This window comes from Adlercreutzia sp. CNCM I-6207 (assembly GCF_977072305.1).
On record NZ_CDRVLZ010000025.1, the window covers coordinates 1 to 21,846 of the forward strand.

Below are 21,846 nucleotides of genomic sequence, written 5' to 3' on the forward strand. Positions count from 1 at the left end.
GGCACCCGCGCAAATCTACGTTTGGCAGCGTGATTGTACCACCCTGCCGCGGCGGCTAGATGAGCACGCCCTCATCCCTACACTGGTTGACTGTCGGAATTCTCGGATAAAGGAGGATGCGTGCCAGCGCCTGACTTACGCCGAGCTGGACGCCTGGTCCGACTCTCTTGCCGCTTCCTTTGCCGAATGGTCTCCAAAGGGCAAGCCCGTGGTGGTTTACGGCCACAAGTCGCCTCTCATGCTCGTGTGCTTTATCGCCGCTGCGAAGGCCGGTCTGACCTATGCCCCGGTGGACATCGCCTATCCGTCCGATCGCGTGAACGACATCTTGGATCAGATCGGGCACCCTCTTGTTATCACGTTGTCTGACGACGAATTTCCCGGCGATGCATCGCTGGCAGATTCAGTCGTCGGAGATGCCGTTGTTCGCGAGGCGGCCCTGGCGGGACGCTCCTGGGACAGTTCCCGCTGGATTGCCGATGAGACGCCCTTCTATTTGTTGTTCACCTCGGGGAGCACCGGCCGCCCCAAAGGTGTTCAGATGCCCTCGCGCTGCGTGGACGCCTTTATGGACTATTTCCGCGCACTTTTCCCCGAGCGGCCCGACGGCGTCAGCTTCAACCGCGTGCCCTACACCTTCGATGTGAGCCTGTTCGACATTATCGCCGGTTTGGCCTCGGGCTATACCCTGTTCTCCCTGGAGTCCGAAGACGAGCAGTCCATGAGGGCCACGTTCGGCGCTCTGGCTGCAAGTGACCTTACAACATGGATTTCGACGCCGTCCTTTATCGAGATGTGCCTGGTTGATCCTTCTTTCGACCAGGATCTCCTGCCCCGGCTCGACAACGTCATTCTCTGCGGAGAGGTGTTTCGCAACGCTACGGCCCTGAAGATCATCGAACGTTTTCCCGAGGCGAGGGTTCTCAACACCTACGGCCCCACCGAGACTCAGGCGGTCACCGATATTGTGGTAGACGAGAGCTTGGCACGTGAGGTGAATCCTTTGCCCGTGGGCTATTTGAGCGATGGCGTGCGTGCCCTTATTCGCGATCCGGAAACCGGTGAGGAGCTGCCTTGCGGGGAAGTGGGAGAGATATACCTTGCGGGAAACACGGTGTCGGCGGGCTACTATGGCCGTCCCGATCTGACGGAGGCCGTATTCTCCGAGAGGGAAGGCTCCGATGGCGCTGTGACGCGTTGCTACAAAACCGGTGATAAGGGCTATCTTGACGCGGATGGTCGGCTCTTCTGTTTGGGCCGTCTCGATTTCCAAGTGAAGCTGAATGGGTTTCGCGTCGAGCTGGCCGACGTCGAGCAGGCCCTCGTCCGGATACCTGAAGTGGCCGAGGCGGTGGTGCTTCCCGCCGATCGCGACGGGAAGGTGACTCATCTCGTAGCTCACGTACGTCTTGCTGAGCCGGGGATGACGGCCGACTTCGCTCGAGCGCGCGCCATTAAGACGGCCCTTAAGGAACTTGTTCCCGACTATATGGTGCCCAAAAAGATCGTCTTTCATGAGGAATTCGCTTTGAACGTCAATGGCAAAATCGATCGCAAGGCGTTGGCGTAGGGCTCGACAATTATGAACTTCTATATCGATCCGGCATTCTATGTGTTTCTGGCCGTTGCCATAGTACCTGCGGCCATTCTCGGCTTCTCGGGGCGCCGCATCAAGTATTACGGACTGGCGGCCTCGTTGGCGTTCCTGCTCCTGCTCTTCGGCGAGAACTTGGAGGGCATGCTCGCTTTCGTTGCGTTCATCGCCATCGCCTGTGCGGTTACGTTCTGGGAGCTTTCCAGTTGGCGGTCGGGGCAAAAGGCGCTTTGGAAGTACCGGTTGGCACTCGCGGCCGTTATTGCCCCTCTAGTCGTTTACAAAATCGGTGCCGTATTCGACCAGAACCTCATGGGATTTCTGGGGATATCCTACATCACATTCAAGGCAATACAGGTCATTATCGAGATCCGAGATGACCTCATTGAAGATATGAACTTCACTGATTACTTGTACTTCTTGGTGTTTTTCACACCCTTCACATCCGGCCCCATCGATCGCAGCCGGCGGTTCACTGAGGATGCGAACCGAAGGTATACCGCTTCTGAGTATGCGGACTTGCTGGCTCGCGGCATTATGCTGCTTTTGGTGGGAGCAGTGTATCAGAAAGTGTTGGGCACGGTGTTCCACCATTACTTCACCCCTGCTCCTTTGGGCGACGGTCCTTGGTGGCAAGAGCTGGGCGCCCAGGTGAAAGATGCCTATATGTACGGCTTTTACCTGTTCTTCGACTTTGCTGGCTATTCCCTTATGGCCATGGGGGCCAGCTACTGCTTCGGCATTAAGACGCCGCGCAACTTCCGCGCCCCTTTTCTTGCTCTCGATGTGCGCGATTTCTGGGATCGCTGGCATATGACGCTGTCCACGTGGCTACGTGATTTCGTGTTCATGCGCGCGGTGAAGTCGGCGACGCGTCGCAAGCTGTTCAAAGACCGACTTCAGACGGCCTGTGCGGGCTACATGGCGAATTTCATGCTCATGGGCGCTTGGCACGGGCTGACCGTGGACTATCTGGTCTATGGCGCCTATTATGGCGTTCTCATGGGCGCCACCGACGTGTACCAGAAGAAATCTTCCTTTCACAAGAAGCACAAGAAAAAGAAATGGTACAAGGTTCTCCAATGGTTTGTTACCATTAATCTGGTCATGCTTGGCATGGCTATTTTCTCTGGGCAAATGCACACTGTCATAGGAGGTTTGACCAATGGCTGAGAATTCCGTCGAGGAGCGCATGCTCGAGCTCATCGAGGAGATTTGCGACGACGAGATTATTCGCGAAGAGCGCGACGCCGATCTGTTCGAGGAGGGGTTGCTCGATTCTATGGCAGCCATTGAACTGCTGGTGGCCATCGAGACGGAATTCGGCGTGACCATTGCGCCTACGGCGGTGGAGCGTGAGGAAATGAATTCGGTTAATAAGATCATCTATCAGGTGCAGATTCGCTACGATGCCCAATAGCGATTATGCGAGGCGCGCCTCGGTCCCTCCGCGGGCATGATGCTAATTTCGGCGCTGATGCGTCGTTAAGGAAAAGTTAAGGTATCATTGCCTGAGCTAAATTGACGGGATGACAGTTCGAAGGGACTCGCGTTGGTCTTCTCCAGCACTATTTTTCTGTTCGCGTTTCTGCCGCTGTTTCTGGCGGTGTACTTCGCCATGCCGTGGCGGCCGGCGAAGAATGTGGTTCTGCTGCTGTTCTCGCTTCTGTTCTACGCCTGGGGCGAGCCAGTGTACGTGTGGCTCATGGTGGCCTCCATCTGCTTCAACTGGCTGTTCGCCTTCATCATAGGCAAGTGCGGCGAGGGCAAGACGGCGCCGAAGCGCTTCTGGCTCGTGGCGGCGCTCGCAGCCAACCTGCTCGTGCTCGGGTTCTACAAGTACCAGGGCTTTCTGGCCGAGAACATCAACCGCGCCATTGGCGAGGAGTTCATCGCCGAGTTGAACCTGGCGCTGCCTATCGGCATCTCGTTCTTCACCCTGCAGGCCATCACCTACGTGGTGGATGTCTACCGCGGCGAGGTGAAGGTGCAGAAGAATCCGCTGTACCTCGGCATGTACATCGCCATGTTCCCGCAGCTGGTGGCCGGCCCCATCGTGCGCTACGCCGACATCGAGCACGAGATCGACCATCGCCGCGCGACGCTGGAGGGCTTTGCCCAGGGCCTGCGGCTGTTCTGCGTGGGCCTGGGCAAGAAGGTGCTGCTCGCCAACACCGCCGGCGTGCTGGCCGACTCGCTTCTGCCCCGCGAGGCGGCCGAGATCGGCTTCATCGGCTGCTTCTCGGGCGTGGCCGCCTACACCTTCCAGATCTACTTCGACTTCTCCGGCTACTCGGACATGGCCATCGGCCTCGGCAAGATGATGGGCTTCGAGTACCCGCGCAACTTCAACTACCCCTACACGTCGAAGTCGGCCACGGAGTTCTGGCGCCGCTGGCACATGTCGCTCGGCGGCTTCTTCCGCGACTACGTGTACATCCCGCTCGGCGGCAACCGCGTGAGCACGCCGCGCTTCGTGGCTAACACCATGATCGTGTGGGGCCTGACGGGCATTTGGCACGGCGCCGCGTGGAACTTCCTTCTGTGGGGCCTGTACTGGGGCGTGCTCATCCTGTTGGAGAAGTTCTTAGTCATGAAGGTGCTCGATAAGCTGCCGCGGTTCGTGAGCCATATCTGGTGCGTCGTGCTGTTCTTCTTCGGGTGGCTTTTGTTCGCCGTGACGGGGCTTTCGAACGTGGGGGAGTGGTTCTGCGCCATGTTCGGCGCCTACGGGTGGCTCGGTACCTCCACGTTGTGGGAGCTGCAGTCCTGGAGCTACGTGAGCCTCGTGCCCGTCTTCATCGTGGGGTCGCTGCCCTGGGCGCCGTGGCTGCGCAAGAAGATCCAGGCCTGGGCCGAGGGCGACCCGCACCGCGCCATCGTCGCCGCTCCGCAGAAGGGTAACACCGCCGTGCCGCCCTGCCAGGTGGTCTGCGAGGGCCCCGTGCCCGCCGGCCGCGCCCGCGCCGTGACTGCCGTGAACGTGCTCGCCGACGTGGCCCTTCTGGCCGTCTTCGTCCTGAGCTGCATGTCGGTGGTCTCCAGCTCGTACAACCCGTTTATTTACTTCCAGTTTTAGGGGGCATTATGAAGCTGCGGAATATCCTGTTCGCCGGCGTGCTCTGCCTGTTGCTTTGCGGCCCCGCCCTGATCGGATTAGCCTCATGGGGGGGGGTTGCTCTTCCCTCTTGGTTCACGGCTGACGATGCGGCTTATCTTTCTGGCGGTGTCGTAGAAGCCGATCCGGCCGCCTATGCTTCCCTCGAGGGGTTCAGCTCGGGAGAGTTTCAGATAGCCGCTGAGGATGCTGTGGGCAATTGCATTCCCATGAAGGCTACGGCTCTTCTCGCAAATGCAGCTCTCCAGCGCTCAGCCATCGAGACTTCGAATGCGCTCTTTGGCTGGGAGTGCTACCCCGCTTTCTATGGCTCGTCTATTGCGGAGATGCCGAGTCGGCACCGTCTGCTCGAAATAGCCGAAAAGGCGACCGGCGATACCCTTGCAACGGCCAGTCATATTCGGGATGGACTCGACGCCCTGAGTTTGAGACATCCCGAGCAACGGTTCTTCGTGTATATGGGCCCCGACTCTATGAATGTTGAGGGATCCCCGACGGCGAAACTCATCTCCAATCCACTTACCTACGGAGAGTTATCCTCGATCTTCGAGGACGAAGGCGGCCATTTCCAATGGATAGACGGCAACGTCACGTTCGACGAGTTTGCGGATGGGTGGAATTCCACTGATCACCACTGGAATATCCAAGGAGCTTTTCGGGCTTATGAGCGCATGGCGAGCGCTCTCGGTTTTCGGGACGAACTTCTTGTGCCCGCGCGTCTTGTGACCTATGACGCGCCATCCTTTCGGGGCACGTTCGCGCGACGTGGGTTGGAAACGCGATACGTGGATCAAATGATCGACTACGAATTCGCTGATTTCCCTCAGCTATCGATCATTATTGACGGGGCTGAGGCTTCTATGGACTCGCTTGTGCATTGGAAGAACTACCAAGCGGCCAATGTAGGTGCCAATGCTTTCACCAGTCGCTATGCCGAGTATTTCCATACCGATTACGGGCTTATTACCTTGGAGAACGAGGAATCGGATTCGCGGCAGGATCTGCTCATTGTCGCAGACTCGTATTCCAATTGTATGGAGCGGTTCCTGGCGGTTCACTATCGAACAACCTACGTGCTTGACCCCCGTCACGACGACGAGACGATTGATGCGTTTCTTGCTCAGCACCAGGATGTGTCCGACGTCCTTTTCATAATGCGGAGTCCGAACATGTTGGCGCAAGCGACGGAACATGCTCTTGAGCCGGAAGATATGCGCGAATAGGGGGAGCTCAATGGACGTTACATTGAAGACCACTGAAGAGGTTGAGCGGTTTTTCCAAGAAACCGACAATGTTCTTTTGGGCCCTCCGCCGAAAATGAAGAATGCGCAAATTGTGTTTACCGAGAAGGCTCATACGGGAAAGTGCATCTTGTGCTGTGGCGAAGATGTAACCTTGACGGGAGGCAAGCTGGTTTTCGCTGGCCCCGGTGCCATCGTCTACCTGGCGAGCGGAAACACCTCGTTGTGGCTGGATGCAACGGTGCATGCTGGATGCACGTTTGCCTTGGGCTCGTCGACGTACACCAACGGTTCACTCCATGTAATTGTATCCGAGCGGCGCAGTGTGCTTATTGGCGACAGAGGCCTTTTTTCCTTTGATGTGTGGATAAGGACTGCCGACCCTCATTTGGTGTACAGGGCAGAAGATGGCAGGCGCATTAATCCTAGCCGCGATGTGGTGATAGGCGACCATGTATGGCTCGGTCAATCTGCCATGCTGCTGAAGGGCGCGGCTATTGGATCTGGAAGTATTGTCGGTGGCGCTGCCGTAGTGGCCGGCAAGACGGTCCCTTCGAACACAAGTTGGGCGGGCAATCCCGCTCGGCAAATTGCTCGTGGGATTTTCTTCGACGGTGCCTGCGTCCACGGCTGGACTGCCGAGCAGACGGCTGCCTCTCAGACATTCGCCTCTGATAAATGGGTTTACGCCAATGCGCCGCAGCGCGATCAGTCGGGTCTCGTGCGGCTAGCAAATCGACTGGCCGGAGTTGCCGATGCGAAGGAGCGTATCGCTCTCGTGCAAAGTGCTTACGAGGACAAGGGGAAGAACCGCTTCGCCATTGCAGAGGCGGCGACTTCATCAGCATCTGGAAATCGCGGCTCATCGTTCAGGCCCTTTGAGTTCCTGAGGTTGCGATCGCGTCGTCGTTGAGCCATCGCCTCAGCTTCTTCTTTGAGGTACAATGGCATCTTGTCGTTCTGTTGTTCATCGAAGCTGTTGTGCGTTAACGAAGTGGGGCTATGTCAGACAGGGTTGTAGAGCGCGTTCGACGCGCATTGAAGGTTTGGGGGTGTTGCCCCGCTGAGAGTCGACCAGTTGCGCCTTGCGTTGCGACAGCGCTTGCCCTCACTTTTTTTGTGGTTGGGATTCTTGTCCTAAACGACGACTACCGAGGCCCTGATGACGATTTGGGGATCTCGATGGTCCTTTCAGGACTCTATCCCGACGGCGGCCAATGCCTGTTTACCAGTGCGGTGCTCAACGGCATCATCTACCAGCTCAATATCGCCATACCGGAGTTGAACTGGTTTCTCGTGATCGAACGTCTCGCTGTGACGGTGGCATTTTTCTCGTTCTGCTACATCCTGTTGCGCCATGCTCCGCTCGGGCTTTCGCTCGCTTGCATCGGTTTTGTTGCGTACTTCATTATGCCGAAGTGCACCTTGGGGAGCAATTTTACCGTGGTCGCGGCGCTGTGCGTTACGTCAGGCGAGCTCTGCTGCTGCTCCGGTACTATGCGGAGGGCTCCTTCCTCCTGTGTGGCGGGCACTGTATTGGTGACGTTGGGATTCATGTGGCGGGCCCTTGTCTTGCTTCTCTCTGCTCCCTTTCTTGCCCTCGCTTTCGCGGGGTTGCTCGTTCGTCTCGGGCATGAACAGTTCCAGCGGGCTAAGACTCTAGTCGTTAGGGCTCTTGTCTGCATGATAGCTGTCGGGCTTTGTGTTGGCGGCGCCTTGGCCTTCGACAAGGCGGTGTGGGCTGAGCCGAAGTGGGCCGATTGGCTCGAGTACAATGACGCTCGCTACGCTTTGGTTGATTACCCCATGAGCGATTACGACGAAGTGCGAGACGAGCTGGCGTCAATCGGCGTTTCGGAGAGCGACTACTGGCTCATGCGCAACTGGATTACGGCCGATCCCGACTACATCACCTCCGATTTGCTTATGGAGGTGTCCGATATTGCTCGAGAGCCGGTGGCAGACCGCAGTTTGCCGACCGCTTTCCTTGCCGAGGGGCGCCACTTGGTCAAGTCCCCTCTGCTGACTGTCTCTTTAGCATGTATTGCCGCCTGTGCGCTGCTCCTCGGACGTAAACGGGTGCTTGCGGCGGTTGTCCTGTCTCTTGGCGGGGCCTTTGCGGCTTGCGTGCTCTTTCGGTACACGGGCCGTTTGCCAGCTCGTGTCGAGTATTCCACGTGGGTTCTTTCTCTGCTGCCATGTCTCGTCGCGTTTCTCACCATTAGACCCCCCGCGCCTGTCGCAGCTAAGCCTGTAGGGTTACGGCGTGTAACGACATCGGCGCTCATCGGTGTAGTATTCGCCCTGTTATGCGTAGTGGGGCTTGTGCTGAAATGGGCCCCCACTTTCAACGTCGAGCGCATCGATCAATTCGAGAAGAGCAGCGCTTTTGTCGAGAGCAACGATCTGGTGAAGAGGTTCACGGAGTCAGGCGTCGTCTATGTATGGGACACGACGACCTTCACGCAGCTCGAGAAGCAGCTGAAATATCGCCATCTGCCCCCGGCGTCGTTCATGGGGTCGACGGCCCTTATGGGCGGCTGGACGCAGGGGTCTCCTTTGGTGCGCGCCCATAATGAGGAGATAGGTGTTCCCAATCCCATAAAGAGTCTTCTCGATCGCCCAGAAACCTACTTCGTGACCCGGCGCAGAGAGGCTATAGAGCAACTGACGCGCTATCTGCGCGAGCATTATGGCAAAGATGCAAAGGCGGAAGTTGTAGACGAGGTTCCTCTGAGCGAGAAGGGCGCTGATCCTCTTCTTGTGGTACGATTCTATGCAGATTAGTTCTTTATCTGTGGGAGCGAGGTTGAAATGAAGGGCATTATTCTAGCGGGAGGATCGGGAACGCGTCTGTACCCGCTAACGAAGGTCACGTCGAAGCAGCTGCTTCCCGTGTACGACAAACCGATGGTCTATTACCCGCTTTCCATACTCATGCTGGCGGGCATTCGCGATATCTTGCTTATCTCCACGCCGGCGGATTTGCCTAATTTCCAGGAATTGCTCAAGGACGGATCTTCGTTTGGCGTCAACATGTCCTACGCGGTTCAGCCCTCGCCAGACGGGCTGGCTCAAGCGCTCATTATCGGTGAGGAGTTTCTCGACGGAGAAGGCTGCGCTCTTATCCTGGGCGACAACATCTTCTACGGCGGAGGCCTTTCGGCGCTGCTGAAGCAGGCGGCTTCGCGCGAGTGCGGCGCAACCGTGTTCGGCTATTACGTCGACGATCCGGAGCGCTTCGGCGTGGTCGAGTTCGACGCTGAGGGCCGCGCTCTTTCCATTGAGGAGAAGCCCGAATATCCTAAGTCGAACTATGCGGTCACGGGCCTTTACTTCTACGATAGCCGCGCAGTGGAGTTCGCCAAGAACGTGATCCCGTCCGATCGCGGCGAACTGGAGATCAGCGATGTGAATCGTATGTACCTGGAGGAGGGGAGCCTGGAGGTGAAGGTTCTCCATCGCGGCTCGGCATGGCTTGACACGGGTACTATTCCCAGCTTGTACAAGGCCTCCGAGTTCGTAAAGGCTGTGGAAGACAACCAAGGCCTTCAGATAGCCGCTTTGGAGGAGATCGCCTACAACAATGGATGGATCACCAAAGAGGTGCTACTTGATGCGGCCGAGCGCCATGCCAAGACGGCTTATGGGCAGCATTTGCTGCGGGTAGCGGAAAACCGCATTCTCTTTGGAAATATGGCCTCCTAGGAGGCAAAGCATTTGCAACCAATAAGAAGGGCTCGCCAGTTTAACACTGGCGAGCCCTTCTTATTGGTGTAGACGGGTGGCTTAGGCCTTCTTGCCCTTGGGGAAGACCTTGACGCCCTGATTGTTTCTCCAGCCGTAGAGGAAGGCGGTGGCGACGAGCATGGCCACGGCGATGAGGCAGCAGACGATACCGGCGGCAACGCCTGCTCCCTGTATGACAAACATGGGGAGGAACGTCACCAGGGCGATGTCTATGAACGATACGAAGATCCAGGCGAATCCAGAATCTTCCAGCGCCGTGGTACGGAACTCAGGATCGACGACGCGCAACAGCAGCACGGCGATGCTCATAACGCCCGTTGACCAGCCCCAGATGAAGATGCCGCGCTCGACCCAGTGATCGGAGAAGAGATGTCGGGAGATGTAGAAGAAATAAAAAGCCACCAGTACAAAGCCGAGGAGACACAGCACGAGGATGATCGCCCAGTACTGCAGAACCACGTTGATGTTGATGGTCGCCACACCGAAGGCAACCAGATAATCGGTGGCGCAGCTGCCGATGCGGGACACGACGCGCTGGTCAACATAGCGGTCGAGTTTGATGAGCTTGAGAAGGGCGAACAGCGCGACGCCAACGAGGAGGGCAATGCCGTAAACAGGAACCGACACCTGCGGGAATAGGATCTTGAGGCCCGTATTGATGAGGTAGGCTCCGCCCACGGCAACCATGACGAGTGCCACATGCCACGCAAGGGGATCGATGGACATGGGGTTCACGGTGTTCTCTCCCATGGGGGTGCGATCCTTCTCGGGAACCAGGCCGACGCGAACCTCCTCGGGCATATCCTTTACCTTACGAATCTCGGTGGTCCAACCTTTGTTGGCGCAGTAGTTGATGGCGATGATGCCGCTGATGATGCCGCCGAGAAGGCCGAAGGTGGCGAAGGTCTGGCCCACCGTGGTAGCCTCGGCCCAGCCGCCCTCTTCGAACACTGATCCGATGGCGGCTGCCGTGCCGTGGCCGCCAACGAAGCCACCAGGCATGAGGATGGGGAACCATTCGGTTACACCCTGGAACACCGTGGCGATAAGGATGCCGCCGAGGATAAGCGCAATGCCGTACTGCAGGATTTCGGCGGCGCCGTTCAGCATGAAGGTGTCGCCTACTTGACGGAACATCTCTTTGAAGCTGCCCTGGCTGCGTCGGCCCAGGTAAAGAGTAGCGAACAGCACAGCGATGAGAATACCGGCGTAGCTGGAGGCCTGAGAGCTGAGAGGTACCCAATTCAGGCAGAAGGGTCCGAGAATAATGCCGATGAAGCCGGCGATCAGGGCTGAAGGGATAAAGAGGTTCTGCAGAAGCGGAACCCGAGTTCGGATGATTTTTCCGAGCACCAGCAGCGCCGACATGATGCACACGTCGAACGTCAAATCAAGAGCCGAGAATTCCATAGACCACCTTTCCTCGAATATGCGCACGCGGATAGATGGTCTCCGCGCAGTTCAGTGAGATGATTCTAGCACCTCACTGAACTGCGCTATGCTGGAAGGTAATAATTAGCCTCTCGGCGGTTGCTCGTTCCAAGGTTCGCGCAACAGCATCGGCTGGCCGTCGGGCGCCATGGCGTACACCGCCGGCGGGTACTCGATGAAGAACTGCGGCGTGAACGACATGGAGTAAGCGCCTGCATAGCGGATGACCACTGCATCTCCAACCCGAAGAGCCGGTTCGTCATGGGCTGTGAACAGGCGATCGCTGTCCATGCAAGTGTATCCGCAAATGATCTGGCGGGGCAACGTCTCTTGGGCGCCGGTCACCATTTCGTGGACGTAGGACGTCTCCTTCATCTCGTGGTCGATATTGATGCGCGACAACTCGGTGACCACGTAATGCTCGTCTACGATGTCCTTCACATCGATAACGCGGCCAACGTAGTAGCCTGGCGTGCACACCACCGCACCACCTGGTTCGACGAGGAGCTCAGTATGAGTTGGGTCGCAGGCGTCGCCGATGGCCTCTCGAATGGTGCGCACGTACTCATCATAGGCGCCGACATTGGCCGGGCCACCACCATAGAAGCCTCCACCGATGTCGAACCAGTCCAAATCGAGCTTGAACGAGCGGATGATCTCTACGGCGAAGTCGGCCAGCGTCCGGTACACCTTTTGAGAGCGGCTCAATGTAGTCACATGCATGTGGAGTCCGCGCAGCTCGATGCCCGGAATGCTTCGCAGCTCCTCGATGGCCCGTGCGAGCTCCCCGCCTTCAAAAGAGAAGCCAAAGCGGCCGTGGCGGTCGTCGGAGAGCGTCTCCCCGGGACAGTGCTTTTCAAGCAGGATGTTGGCGCGCAGGCCGACGCGAGCGCTCTTTCCCGATTCAGCGTACTCGCGCACCCACTCGATCTCTCGCTTCGAGTCGAGGTTCACATAGGAGCCCGCGTCCAGGGCGTAAAACAGCCAATCGCGGCCCTTGATCGGTCCATTGAAAACGATTTTATCGGGAGCGAAGCCGCACTGGAGGGCCCGTGCGTACTCTTCATTGGAAACGACTTCGGCATAACAACCTTCATCGCGGGCCACTTCCAGGATCCATGGAAAGGGGTTGGTTTTCACGGAGTAGGCGACGTTCGCGTAGGGCGACCAGTGATCCGCCAAGGCCCGGCGAAAGTCACTGAAGTTCTGGCGCAGCTCGGCCTCGTCAAACACGAAGCAGGGAGTCTGGAGGGAAGCAACATCGAAAGGAAGAGGCATGTCTATCGCCCCTCATAGCGCTCGGTAAAGAAGTCGGCGAAGCGATCGGCCTCCATCTCGGCCTTATAATCTTCGAGCATCTTCACGGGCGTGTAAACCGGCTCATAGCCCAAGTTAGCCCGTGCCTTATCCACGTTCATGCAGTAGTTCACGCAGTCGTGCTTTTCGGGACGGTAGCTGATATCCGACACGGCGTCGGGCTCGCAGAACACGTCCACGATGTTGTGAACCTGATCTTCGAGAGAGGTCAGCACGCCTGTGCCGACGTTATAGGTGCCGCTGGCCTCCTTAGGAGCGAATAGGGCTTTCTCGATCATCTGGCAGAAATCCTTCACGTAGATGAGGTCCATGCCCTTGGTGGGATCGCCCCAGATCTCCAACGGCTCGCCAGCCCGCGCCTTGTCGATCATCAGGCGATAGGAGCTTACGGCGGGCTTTCCGTCGTGGTAGAGGGTCTTGCTGTCGTGCATGAAGCAGTAGATATTCGGTAGGCGGAAGGCGAAGAAGCCCATGCCGTAAGCGGCTCGGTAGTGCCAACAAAGCTCCTCAGCGGCGATCTTCGTGATGGCGTACACGGCATGATCGCCGGTCATGGCTGGCTTGCGGGGCATGTCGTCGGCCAGCTCGATCATCTCGCCGAAATAACCGGTATAGTCGGAGATGGTTTGGGTGTACAGCACCCGATCAGCTCCTGCGGTGCGCGCGTACTCGAGCACGTTTAGCGTGCCCATGACATTGGCATCTACGTAACGGCGTGGGTCGTAGCCTTCCATGTAGGCCGGCAGCGCTCCAGCGAAGTGGACGACGGCATAAACATCCTGCTGCGGGAGTGCGGCGAACGACTTCTCGTCGGTGATGTCGGCCTGCACATAGCGCACCAGCGGCGCATAGCGGTCGAAGAACGCTATGTCGGAGCGCCCGCTTGCGATGACTTCCCACTCATCGGCCGACAGAAGGCGAGACAGATGATCTACCAGGTACAAGCCGAGGGTGCCCCCAGCACCGAAGATGACGATTTTCTTTCTCACGAGGTTTCCTTTCGAATGGTTGCGTCCGGTCTGCTTCTAGCGGTTGTCGATGGTCTCTTTGAGAACGTATTGCGGTGCATTGTTGATCGTCATGAACATGCGTCCGAGGTATTCCCCGATAATGCCCAGGAACAAGATGATGAGTCCCGAGCAAGTGAGCATGGTGGCCATGAGCGAGGGCCAGCCTGCCTGCATGCCGGGGTCGGCGAGACGCATGATGAAAACAATGAGGGCGGACACCAGGCCTATAACGCCGAGTGCTGCGCCCACCACTGCGGCAACGCGAAGAGGCGCCATCGAGAAGTTCAGCACGGTGGACCAGAGACGAATGAGCGACTTAAGGCTGTACCCCGATGTCCCCTGGGCCCGCTCGTAATGCTCTACCTTCACGTTTTTGATGTTCGCCGTGGCTCGGAACAGCAGACCTTGAATGTAGACGTAGGGCCCCTGGTACCGCACCACCTCGTCGCGGATGTGGCGACGGAATACAGCGAAGTTGCTGGAGTAGATCTCTTTGGGGCGATCGGTGAGCACGCGCATCGACCAAATGGTGAACTTCGATCCGAGCTCGCGCCACCAGGCTTCCTTGTGCTCGTCCCAGCAGGCGAACACGATGTCGCTGCCGTCCTCCATGGCGTCCAGCAACTTAACACATTGAGAGGGGTGGGTTTGCATGTCGTCGTCCATCAGCAAGATGAGGTCGCCTTCGGTCTTTCTCAGACCTGCCATGATAGCGTTGTGCTGGCCTGAGTTCTTCGCGCAGTTGATGCCGACCACATGGTCGTCCGCGGCGCAGAGCTGCTCGATGGCCGCGAAAGTGCCGTCCGTCGAGCCGTCGTTTACAAGGATGAATTCGTATTCGTATCCCGCTTTGACGAGTTCAGCTCGCGTTTGATCGACGACAGTACCGATCATTTTCTCCGAGTAGTAACAGGGGATAACTACCGAAACAAGCATAAAGCTCCTCCGTAAGCTTACGACATACCTAACGAGTACACAATGATACCGCCCACTATGAGTAGTAGCGCGATGGCTTTGTCTCTACCCAGCTTTTCTTTGAAAATCGTCACACCGAAGAACGTGATGTACAGGTAGGCGGTGGCCTCCAATATAGCGCCCATGGAAAGCGGCACTACCTTGTAGGCGAGGATGGTCATGAGTGTTGCCCCGAAGAAAAGGGCGTAGGCGGTAATAACCCAGGGATTGAGATACTCTTTCAGCGGGGTCTCGTACTGTCGCATGGCAGCCTTCTTCAGAAGAACCTGAGATACTGACGAGATGAGCACGCCGAGCAGGTAGACGCCGACATAAAGTTCGAGCATCGCTATTCACCGCCTAAGGGCGGGAGATTCCCCGGCGCATCGGTCGTCCACTGGTCGCCATCGATCGGATCGCCTGGCTTCTCCTCCTTGCCATCCGCCCGCGCGTAGAGCACCACGCCGACGATGACCATGGCCGCCCCCAAAATGTTCAAGGCGGAAACAGACTCCCCGAAAATGAAGAATCCCCATACCATGCCCCAGATTACCGTGACTGCTTTATTCGCGAACGCCATGGAGAGCGACAGGCGCTTGAGTATTTGCTGCCACCCGATGGCGTAGATGAAAAGAATGACGAGCATGCCACCGTACAGGAGGATAAACATCGGGCTCAAGAAGGGCTCGCGGGCCGCGTTCTTGCTGAAGATACCGGAAAGCGAATATACCAGCAGAAGCAGGTGCAGGGCGATGAGCGTCTTCGCCCTGCCGTCGGTTTTCTTGTGCGGGCTCATTGCTAGTGGGCCATCGGAGCGGTTCTAAGCAGCAGCTCGTTTCCGTCCGGGTCGAGCACCGATGCCCGACCCATGATGGTTCGAGAGAGGGAGTCGACACTTTCCCGCGATGGTCCGGCCACGTAATAGCGCACGACGTAGGGTTTGGCGCCCCGCTCATGGGAGATCGTGTCGCCTGTACGGTAATAGGGACGATACTCAACAACGCCGGGGAGTGCTCCGAGTTCATCGATGGACGAAGTGTCGGCCACCTCTCCGTCATGGCCGTGGAAATAGAGGCCGGCGGCATGGTTGGCGAACAAGGGGGAGTGAGCCAGCACGCGCTCCTTGGCCGCGGGTTGGTCGTACACGCAGTCGATCAACAGCTCTTCGACTGAGAGGCCGCTGCCCAAGGTGACGAGCTCGTGCTCGTAGCCGAAGATGCGTCCGGCCGCCTCGCACACGGCTAACCCCTCGCCTTCCCGATAGAACGCCTGAACGCAGAGGGGGCCGTTCTCAAGACCGACGTAACCGGCGATTTTGGTGGCGATGGAAGCGGCTTCGTCTTGCAGCTCAGCCGTGAGAGGGCTCGGGTAGGCGCACCGGACGACTTGGGGGATCTCGCCATCTTCGAAAGCGATTTTCTCGCGATCGGCAATGCTTATGATGTGGGCTTGCCCGTCCACGATCCAGGTCATGATGTTGAATTCTCGTCCGTCGTTGTACTCCTCGGCCATCAGATAGTCGAACGTGGATTGGGCTGCGGTCGATTGGAAGCGCTCGCGAACGTCCTCGATGGCGTTCGCGACGAACACTCCGTGGGAGCCGTAGCCGTTGACAGGCTTAATGACGCAAGGGAACGCCATGTCGGCGAAGTCTTCCTCTAGCGTATCGAGGCGAATCTTCTTGTAGCGAGGCGACGCGATGCCGAGCTCTTGGAACATCTGCTTCATAAGCGGCTTCTCCCGCAAGAGCTTTTCCCCTTTGGGCTTGAGGTAGGAGGGGAGGCCGGCGGCATCGGCGATATCGATCATGCACTCGGCCAGAAGGTCGGAGAACGACGCGATGATCCCGTCTGCCTGTTCCTTCCTGCAGATTTCCGCAATGGCGTCAGTGTGGCGGACGTCTTCCAGATAGGCCTTGTCGGCGTGGGCTTTGGCGGGACCGTCCTCGTAGCCATCGCAAACGATGGTGTAGATGCCCCTTTTTTTGGCACATTCGACAAGGTCGACGAACTCGTCCATCGATCCGAGAATGACCAAGCGGTGGTTTTCTTCGCTCATGACAAAAGCTCCTTAGCTGCGAACTCGTGCTTCAATGTGGTTGTCTGCTGTCCAGGTCCTACTGGCCTTGGGCGCGATACTTGGCTTCGGTGGCCTCTTTGGCGCCCTGCCACCAGCTGGGATTGTCGGTGTACCACTGGATGGTGCGGGCCAGTCCTTCGTCGAAGTTTGTGTGCTTGGGCGACCAGCCCAGTTCGCGGCGCAATTTCGTAGAATCGATGGCGTAGCGGCGGTCGTGACCCGGTCGGTCCTTTACCCAATCGAAATCGTCGGCGTCCTTGCCCATGGCGGTGAGGATAGCGCGCAAGACATCTATGTTGCTCCGCTCCCCGTCGGCTCCGATGAGATAAGTTTCCCCGATACGCCCTTGGGTGAGGATGGCCCAGACAGCGGAGGAGTGGTCTTCGGTGTGAATCCAGTCGCGGACGTTCTTGCCGTCTCCGTAGAGCTTCGGGCGGATGCCGCACAGAATGTTGGTGATCTGCCGAGGAATGAACTTCTCGATATGCTGGTAGGGTCCGTAGTTGTTCGAGCAGTTGGATATGGTGGCTTCCACGCCATAGGTGCGATGCCAGGCGCGGACGAGCATGTCGGAGGACGCCTTGGTGGAGCTGTAGGGGCTCGATGGGCGATAGGGCGTTTCCTCCGTGAATCGATTCGGGTCGTCCAAGGCCAAATCGCCATAGACTTCGTCGGTCGAGATGTGGTGAAAGCGCACGCCGTGGTTCCGAGCCGCCTGGAGAAGCGTGAAGGTGCCCTCGACGTTAGTGCGAAGGAAGGGGGTGGGATCGGCGATGGAATTGTCGTTGTGGCTCTCGGCGGCGAAATGGACGCAGGCGTCGGCTTCCGCAAAGAGGCGATCGACTAAGCCCGCATCGCAGATGTCGCCATGCACGAAGGTCATACGCTCCGGATCGCAGCCTGCGAGGTTCTCGCGGTTGCCCGCATAGGTGAGGGCGTCGAGCACCGTGACATGAGCATCGGGCTGGTTGTCGAGCACCCAATGCACGAAATTGGAGCCGATGAACCCGGCTCCTCCGGTGACGACGATGTGGTTGAATGGACTTGCCATGATCGGGCTGCTCCTTCGTGCCGCAGTGATACTTTCCTATAGTGTAAAGGATATTCTGGCTCTACGTTGACTTTAGGGAAAACGGGCACACTCCTTTTCAGCAAAAGGCCCTTGGGACCGTGATTCTGTAGCCCCCGTGCGTTTTCGCCGATTTTTTACGGGAAGTTGTCAGAAGCATGTGCATATTGTGAATGGACTGATAGAATCTGACATCTCATTTTGGGAAATGAAGCAGAAAACGGACAACATCCCAGGAGGTTGCACCATGGTCAATCGCTCGGTCGCCAAACGCGCGAAGCACGCCAAGCCCGCTTTGCGCAAAGGATATTGGGCGAAGTCGAGTTCCTCCGTGCTCGCCGTGGCCCTTGCCGCCAGCCTCGTGCCCGCCGTTCCGGCTCTGGGCGATGAGTTCGACGCCGATGTCTCCGACATCGAGGCGACCGAGCCCCCTGCATTCGATGCGCCGATTCCCACCGAGCCCTCGTCGACCGCTCCGGACGCGCTCGCCGAGCTCGAGGCGGGCGATAGGGCGACGTCGGTCGACAGCAAGTCTGATGCCGGCAATAAGGGAGCTCTCCCCGAAAGCGGTGGCGCAGAAGGCGTTGGGGATCGAACGTTCGGCGAGGTCGATGATGCGGGGTTTCGGGAAGGTCTTGGGGCGGAGGCGCTTGCCGCCGCCGAGGTACAGGAAGAATCTTCTGGACAAGGGAGTTCAACGACATGGGTTCCCGAGGGGCCTGAGAACAGTTGGCGTTACGAGGACGGTGTAGCGCTAGGCTCCCTTGCCGCCCCAGGCGCTCGAACGGCAAGCAGCACGACGCCGACTTGGACCTCATCGAACGGGGCCACCACCTATACTCTGGGCGGGAAGCGGGTTACGGTTTCCGGTGCCAAGGCCGTTGGCATCGATGTGTCGGTTCACCAGGGGAGTATTGACTGGGCCAAGGTGAAGGCCGCTGGCATTACGTTCGCTATCATAAGATGTGGTTACGGAAGCGACATCGAGGAGCAGGACGACAAATGCTTTCTTCAAAACGTTGAAGGCGCTCGCAAAAATGGTATTCAGATCGGCATCTACCTCTATTCCTACGCGAAGAAAGCGACAGGTTCAGCTCCAAGCGCTCAGAGTGAAGCTGAGCATGTTCTAAGATTATTGGACTCAGATCATGCGAACCTGAAACCGAGTGATTTGGCGTTGCCCATCTACTACGATCTCGAAGATGATAGCCAGCTGAGCTTGACTGATGCTCAGCGCGGCCAGCTTGCAGAAACATTTTGCAACAAGATTCAAGCTGCGGGATACAAAGTGGGTATTTACGCGAACAAGACTTGGTGGGAGAAATACCTGACAAGCCCCGTTTTCAACAATCGCTCCTGGAGCCGATGGATTGCACAATATCCCGGGAGCGCAATCGGCGCTCCTGACGTGACGTTCTCTTCCGATCTTTGGCAATTCACGGAGTCTGGCCAAGTGAGTGGCGTGTCTGGCAACTGCGATGTGAACTTCTCGTTCACATCGTTCTCCTCGACGCCCCAAGAGGTGGTGCTCACCGGCACGCCCAACACCTGGGCGTGGATGAACGGCTACGCCTACTATTACGGTTCCGATGGCAAGGCTGTGAAGTGGAGCCAGAAGATCGATGGGAAGTGGTATTACTTCGACGGCCAGTGCCGCATGAAGACCGGCTGGGTCACCTGGAGCGCCGACGGCACGAAGAGCTACTTCCAGCCCGGAGAGGACGGCAAGGCTGCCGCGCTGACCGGTTGGCACGAAATCGACGGAGAATGGTACTACTTCAACCCTTCCAACGGTATCAGCTTGCGATGGAGTCAGAAAATTAACGGAAACTGGTTCTATTTTAATGGTGAGTCTCAGATGGTGACTGGTTGGGTTACCTGGAGCGCCGACGGCACGAAGAGCTACTTCGATCCCAGCTCCGGTCGAGCGTGGTTGGGATGGCAGACTATTGGAAATAAGAAATACTACTTCAATCCCGCTAACGGCATCTCAAAGCGTTGGAGTCAGAAGATCGATGGATCGTGGTACTATTTCAATGGCGATAGCGTCATGGAGACTGGTTGGATCACCTGGAAGGATGGCACTAAGAGCTTCTTCGATTGGGATGGTAAAGCACTGCTCGGGTGGCGTAGCTTCCAAGGAAGGAAGTGCTACTTTGATCCTAATACCGGTATCTCACGTCGCTACAGCCAGAAGATCGATGGCGCGTGGTACTACTTCTCCAGCGACAGCTTTATGTTCACAGGGCTGCTCACATGGCATGCCGACGGGCTGAAAAGTTACTATGGATCAGACGGCAAGCTCCGTGTCGGCTGGCAGAACGTAAACGGGAAGCGTTATTACTTTGAGCAGTCTTCAGGCAAGAGCGTTCGTTGGAGCCAGTGGATAGACGGCTCGTTGTACTACTTCAACACCGATTCCGAGATGGTGACAGGGTGGGTGACGTGGAAGGCCGATGGCTCGAAGAGCTACTTCGATGGAAATGGCCGCGCGCTTATGGAGTGGCAAACCATAGGCGGTAAGACCTACTACTTTAATCCTTCCAATGGCCAGTCGTTGCGGGGTATGCAGGTCATCGACGGGCAGTCCTACTACTTCAATGAGCGCTCTGAGTTAGTAGGCGCCAAATCGGAGACCAAGACCGAGGCTACGGGCGTCTCGTTGGCTACTTTGGCGGCCAAAGAACTTAGGGCGTGTCCTTCTGCCCTGAAATATACCCAAGCTGATATTGTCGCATCTATGACGCCGACGAGCTGTGGAGCAGGTACGAGTGGATATTACCAATTCGCCCAGTTGAATCATGGCTATTCCGGTATGGTGTCGGCGGCTCAGTTAGATGCCTACATCGCCTCAACTGCAAATGGGCGAACCGGCACACTTGCGGGCAACGGAGAGGCGTTTGTGAACGCTGCGCGCCGTTACGGGGTCAACGAGGTGTATCTTTTGGCTCATGCAATCTTGGAGAGTGGATGGGGAACGTCTACGTTGGCCAAGGGCTATGTCTATGACGGAAAGACGCTAGTAGATGGCAAGACATGGCCGAAGGGAACGTATTACAATTTTTACGGGATCGGCGCTTATGATTCCAGTCCGCTGTCGGGAGGTCGAGCTTTGGCCATCAAGAATGGGTGGGATACTCCTGAGAAGGCAATCCACGGGGCGGCTCGCTGGATCGCCACCAACTATCTCAATAATGCGTTTAGTCAGAATACTCTTTATAAAATGCGATGGAATTACGTGGAGTATGCGCGTTATGGCTCGGTGGGTCACCAGTATGCGACTGATCGTGATTGGGCGACTAAAATTGGATCGCTTATGAATGCAATTTATGCCTCTGCCAGCGTGGGCCAGGCCAAGACGGGGTTGACATTTCTGGTGCCAAGCTATCGTTAGTCGCTCGGCATTCGAATGATGTATTGGGGTATACTGATATTTTGTCTAATGGTTTTGCGTAGGAGGATGTACCAGCATGAAGAAACGGGAACGGGGCGCTTTGTCGTTTCGGGTGCGTAAAGTGACGAGTCTTTTTTTAGCCGGCTTGCTCTGCTTTTCGATGCCTGCAATGGCTTACGCCGCGGAAACGAATGGGGAGGAGCAGGCCGAGGCGCAGCCTTCTGAGGCTGTCATGGGGGACAAGCCGGTCGATGGCGATGCTCTCGCTATCGGTACCGAAGAGGCGGATGCTGCTGAATTCGGTGGTGCGGTGTCAGTCCGGCCAGAGATTCAGTCTGAAGACGCTGGTGCGGAGAACGCCGCCGGTGGCGCCGAAGATTCTGACGATGTCGTTCCGGACGAGCGAGAGAGGAGCCTTCTTGCGGAAGGCTCCTCTTTCCGCTATGAGTATGCCGACGGATCTTTCGCTGTCGATGCCTGGGTGATTGTGGATGGTGCTCGCTACTATTTCGGTGCCGATGGCTTGGCGGTAGCCGGTCGTCAGAAAATCGAGGGTATCTGGTACTTTTTCGACGATGAGTGCCGTATGCAGACAGGATGGGTGACCTGGAAGAACGGAACCAAGAGCTTCTTCGACTGGGACGGCCGCGCCCTCACTGGCTGGCGCAGCTTCAACGGGGTGAAGTACTACTTCGACCCGTCCACGGCCATGAGCCTGCGATGGAGCCAGAAGCTGGACGGTCGCTGGTACTACTTCGACTCCGACTCGAAGATGGTCAAGGGCTGGGTGACCTGGAAGAACGGAACCAAGAGCTTCTTCGACTGGGACGGCCGCGCCCTCACTGGCTGGCGCAGCTTCAACGGGGTGAAGTACTACTTCGACCCGTCC

General features: G+C 57.4%; 18 protein-coding genes. 10 read left to right on the forward strand and 8 right to left on the reverse strand.

Annotation, left to right across the window (positions count from 1 at the left end; translation table 11 throughout):
* The 8 genes from ACW4QM_RS10660 to rfbA all read left to right on the forward strand — a co-directional run.
* Nucleotides 1-1,570: amino acid adenylation domain-containing protein (locus ACW4QM_RS10660; protein ID WP_455798441.1), on the forward strand; the 1,570-nt coding region annotated here is incomplete at its 5' end.
* A 12-nt stretch (nucleotides 1,571-1,582) separates the two neighbouring features.
* Nucleotides 1,583-2,767, forward strand: a complete 1,185-nt coding sequence (gene dltB / locus ACW4QM_RS10665) for a D-alanyl-lipoteichoic acid biosynthesis protein DltB (RefSeq protein WP_114539828.1) — start codon at nucleotides 1,583-1,585, stop codon at nucleotides 2,765-2,767.
* Nucleotides 2,760-3,014 carry a D-alanine--poly(phosphoribitol) ligase subunit DltC gene (gene dltC, locus ACW4QM_RS10670; protein ID WP_114539827.1) on the forward strand — a complete coding sequence of 85 codons (255 nt, stop codon included), beginning with the start codon at nucleotides 2,760-2,762 and terminating at the stop codon, nucleotides 3,012-3,014. The genes dltB and dltC overlap by 8 nt, the downstream gene beginning before the upstream one ends.
* Nucleotides 3,015-3,146: 132 nt before the next feature.
* On the forward strand, nucleotides 3,147-4,673 hold the full coding sequence (locus ACW4QM_RS10675; protein WP_114539826.1) for an MBOAT family O-acyltransferase: 1,527 nt from the start codon (nucleotides 3,147-3,149) through the stop codon (nucleotides 4,671-4,673).
* A gap of 8 nt (nucleotides 4,674-4,681) precedes the next feature.
* Nucleotides 4,682-5,935, forward strand: coding sequence for a DHHW family protein (locus ACW4QM_RS10680; RefSeq protein WP_114539825.1), 1,254 nt, complete (start codon nucleotides 4,682-4,684; stop codon nucleotides 5,933-5,935).
* 10 nt (nucleotides 5,936-5,945) lie between these two features.
* On the forward strand, nucleotides 5,946-6,866 hold the full coding sequence (locus ACW4QM_RS10685; RefSeq protein WP_173113638.1) for an acyltransferase: 921 nt from the start codon (nucleotides 5,946-5,948) through the stop codon (nucleotides 6,864-6,866).
* A 269-nt stretch (nucleotides 6,867-7,135) separates the two neighbouring features.
* The gene (locus ACW4QM_RS10690; RefSeq protein ID WP_417003678.1) at nucleotides 7,136-8,740 is read left to right on the forward strand and encodes a hypothetical protein; all 1,605 of its coding nucleotides are present in this window, start codon (nucleotides 7,136-7,138) and stop codon (nucleotides 8,738-8,740) included.
* Nucleotides 8,741-8,767: 27 nt separating this feature from the next.
* A complete protein-coding gene (gene rfbA / locus ACW4QM_RS10695; RefSeq protein WP_455798442.1) occupies nucleotides 8,768-9,661 on the forward strand; it encodes a glucose-1-phosphate thymidylyltransferase RfbA in 894 nt (297 codons plus the stop codon).
* A gap of 81 nt (nucleotides 9,662-9,742) precedes the next feature.
* Here the strand turns inward: rfbA and ACW4QM_RS10700 are convergent, their stop codons facing one another.
* The 8 genes from ACW4QM_RS10700 to rfbB all read right to left on the reverse strand — a co-directional run bounded on the left by ACW4QM_RS10700 (nucleotide 9,743) and on the right by rfbB (nucleotide 17,545).
* Nucleotides 9,743-11,113: a sodium/glutamate symporter gene (locus ACW4QM_RS10700; protein WP_173113629.1), complete on the reverse strand. Its 1,371-nt coding sequence runs from the start codon at nucleotides 11,111-11,113 to the stop codon at nucleotides 9,743-9,745.
* Between the two features lie 105 nt (nucleotides 11,114-11,218).
* Nucleotides 11,219-12,412, reverse strand: a complete 1,194-nt coding sequence (locus tag ACW4QM_RS10705; RefSeq protein ID WP_455798443.1) for a hypothetical protein — start codon at nucleotides 12,410-12,412, stop codon at nucleotides 11,219-11,221.
* A gap of 2 nt (nucleotides 12,413-12,414) precedes the next feature.
* Nucleotides 12,415-13,440: an NAD-dependent epimerase/dehydratase family protein gene (locus tag ACW4QM_RS10710; RefSeq protein ID WP_173113623.1), complete on the reverse strand. Its 1,026-nt coding sequence runs from the start codon at nucleotides 13,438-13,440 to the stop codon at nucleotides 12,415-12,417.
* Nucleotides 13,441-13,476: 36 nt separating this feature from the next.
* Nucleotides 13,477-14,397, reverse strand: coding sequence for a glycosyltransferase family 2 protein (locus ACW4QM_RS10715; RefSeq protein ID WP_173113620.1), 921 nt, complete (start codon nucleotides 14,395-14,397; stop codon nucleotides 13,477-13,479).
* Nucleotides 14,398-14,414: 17 nt separating this feature from the next.
* Nucleotides 14,415-14,762 carry a multidrug ABC transporter gene (locus ACW4QM_RS10720; RefSeq protein WP_114539817.1) on the reverse strand — a complete coding sequence of 116 codons (348 nt, stop codon included), beginning with the start codon at nucleotides 14,760-14,762 and terminating at the stop codon, nucleotides 14,415-14,417.
* Between the two features lie 2 nt (nucleotides 14,763-14,764).
* A complete protein-coding gene (locus tag ACW4QM_RS10725; RefSeq protein WP_197745937.1) occupies nucleotides 14,765-15,211 on the reverse strand; it encodes a triose-phosphate transporter family protein in 447 nt (148 codons plus the stop codon).
* A 2-nt stretch (nucleotides 15,212-15,213) separates the two neighbouring features.
* On the reverse strand, nucleotides 15,214-16,473 hold the full coding sequence (locus ACW4QM_RS10730) for an ATP-grasp domain-containing protein (RefSeq protein ID WP_173113617.1): 1,260 nt from the start codon (nucleotides 16,471-16,473) through the stop codon (nucleotides 15,214-15,216).
* A gap of 58 nt (nucleotides 16,474-16,531) precedes the next feature.
* Nucleotides 16,532-17,545, reverse strand: coding sequence for a dTDP-glucose 4,6-dehydratase (gene rfbB / locus ACW4QM_RS10735; protein ID WP_114539815.1), 1,014 nt, complete (start codon nucleotides 17,543-17,545; stop codon nucleotides 16,532-16,534).
* Nucleotides 17,546-17,810: 265 nt separating this feature from the next.
* Between rfbB and ACW4QM_RS10740 the strand changes: the two genes are divergently transcribed.
* Nucleotides 17,811-20,957, forward strand: a complete 3,147-nt coding sequence (locus ACW4QM_RS10740) for a GH25 family lysozyme (protein WP_173113615.1) — start codon at nucleotides 17,811-17,813, stop codon at nucleotides 20,955-20,957.
* Nucleotides 20,958-21,033: 76 nt separating this feature from the next.
* Nucleotides 21,034-21,846: N-acetylmuramoyl-L-alanine amidase family protein (locus ACW4QM_RS10745; RefSeq protein ID WP_451918266.1), on the forward strand; the 813-nt coding region annotated here is incomplete at its 3' end.

What these genes read in the sequence shown, in the direction of transcription:
- rfbB (WP_114539815.1), bottom strand. Translation starts at nt 17,545, where the DNA reads ATGGCAAGTCCATTCAACCACATCGTCGTCACCGGAGGAGCCGGGTTC.
- ACW4QM_RS10725 (WP_197745937.1), bottom strand. Translation starts at nt 15,211, where the DNA reads ATGAGCCCGCACAAGAAAACCGACGGCAGGGCGAAGACGCTCATCGCC.
- dltB (WP_114539828.1), top strand. Translation starts at nt 1,583, where the DNA reads ATGAACTTCTATATCGATCCGGCATTCTATGTGTTTCTGGCCGTTGCC.
- ACW4QM_RS10700 (WP_173113629.1), bottom strand. Translation starts at nt 11,113, where the DNA reads ATGGAATTCTCGGCTCTTGATTTGACGTTCGACGTGTGCATCATGTCG.
- ACW4QM_RS10690 (WP_417003678.1), top strand. Translation starts at nt 7,136, where the DNA reads ATGGTCCTTTCAGGACTCTATCCCGACGGCGGCCAATGCCTGTTTACC.
- ACW4QM_RS10720 (WP_114539817.1), bottom strand. Translation starts at nt 14,762, where the DNA reads ATGCTCGAACTTTATGTCGGCGTCTACCTGCTCGGCGTGCTCATCTCG.
- ACW4QM_RS10740 (WP_173113615.1), top strand. Translation starts at nt 17,811, where the DNA reads ATGGTCAATCGCTCGGTCGCCAAACGCGCGAAGCACGCCAAGCCCGCT.
- ACW4QM_RS10685 (WP_173113638.1), top strand. Translation starts at nt 5,946, where the DNA reads ATGGACGTTACATTGAAGACCACTGAAGAGGTTGAGCGGTTTTTCCAA.
- ACW4QM_RS10705 (WP_455798443.1), bottom strand. Translation starts at nt 12,412, where the DNA reads ATGCCTCTTCCTTTCGATGTTGCTTCCCTCCAGACTCCCTGCTTCGTG.
- rfbA (WP_455798442.1), top strand. Translation starts at nt 8,768, where the DNA reads ATGAAGGGCATTATTCTAGCGGGAGGATCGGGAACGCGTCTGTACCCG.
- ACW4QM_RS10715 (WP_173113620.1), bottom strand. Translation starts at nt 14,397, where the DNA reads ATGCTTGTTTCGGTAGTTATCCCCTGTTACTACTCGGAGAAAATGATC.
- ACW4QM_RS10680 (WP_114539825.1), top strand. Translation starts at nt 4,682, where the DNA reads ATGAAGCTGCGGAATATCCTGTTCGCCGGCGTGCTCTGCCTGTTGCTT.
- ACW4QM_RS10730 (WP_173113617.1), bottom strand. Translation starts at nt 16,473, where the DNA reads ATGAGCGAAGAAAACCACCGCTTGGTCATTCTCGGATCGATGGACGAG.
- dltC (WP_114539827.1), top strand. Translation starts at nt 2,760, where the DNA reads ATGGCTGAGAATTCCGTCGAGGAGCGCATGCTCGAGCTCATCGAGGAG.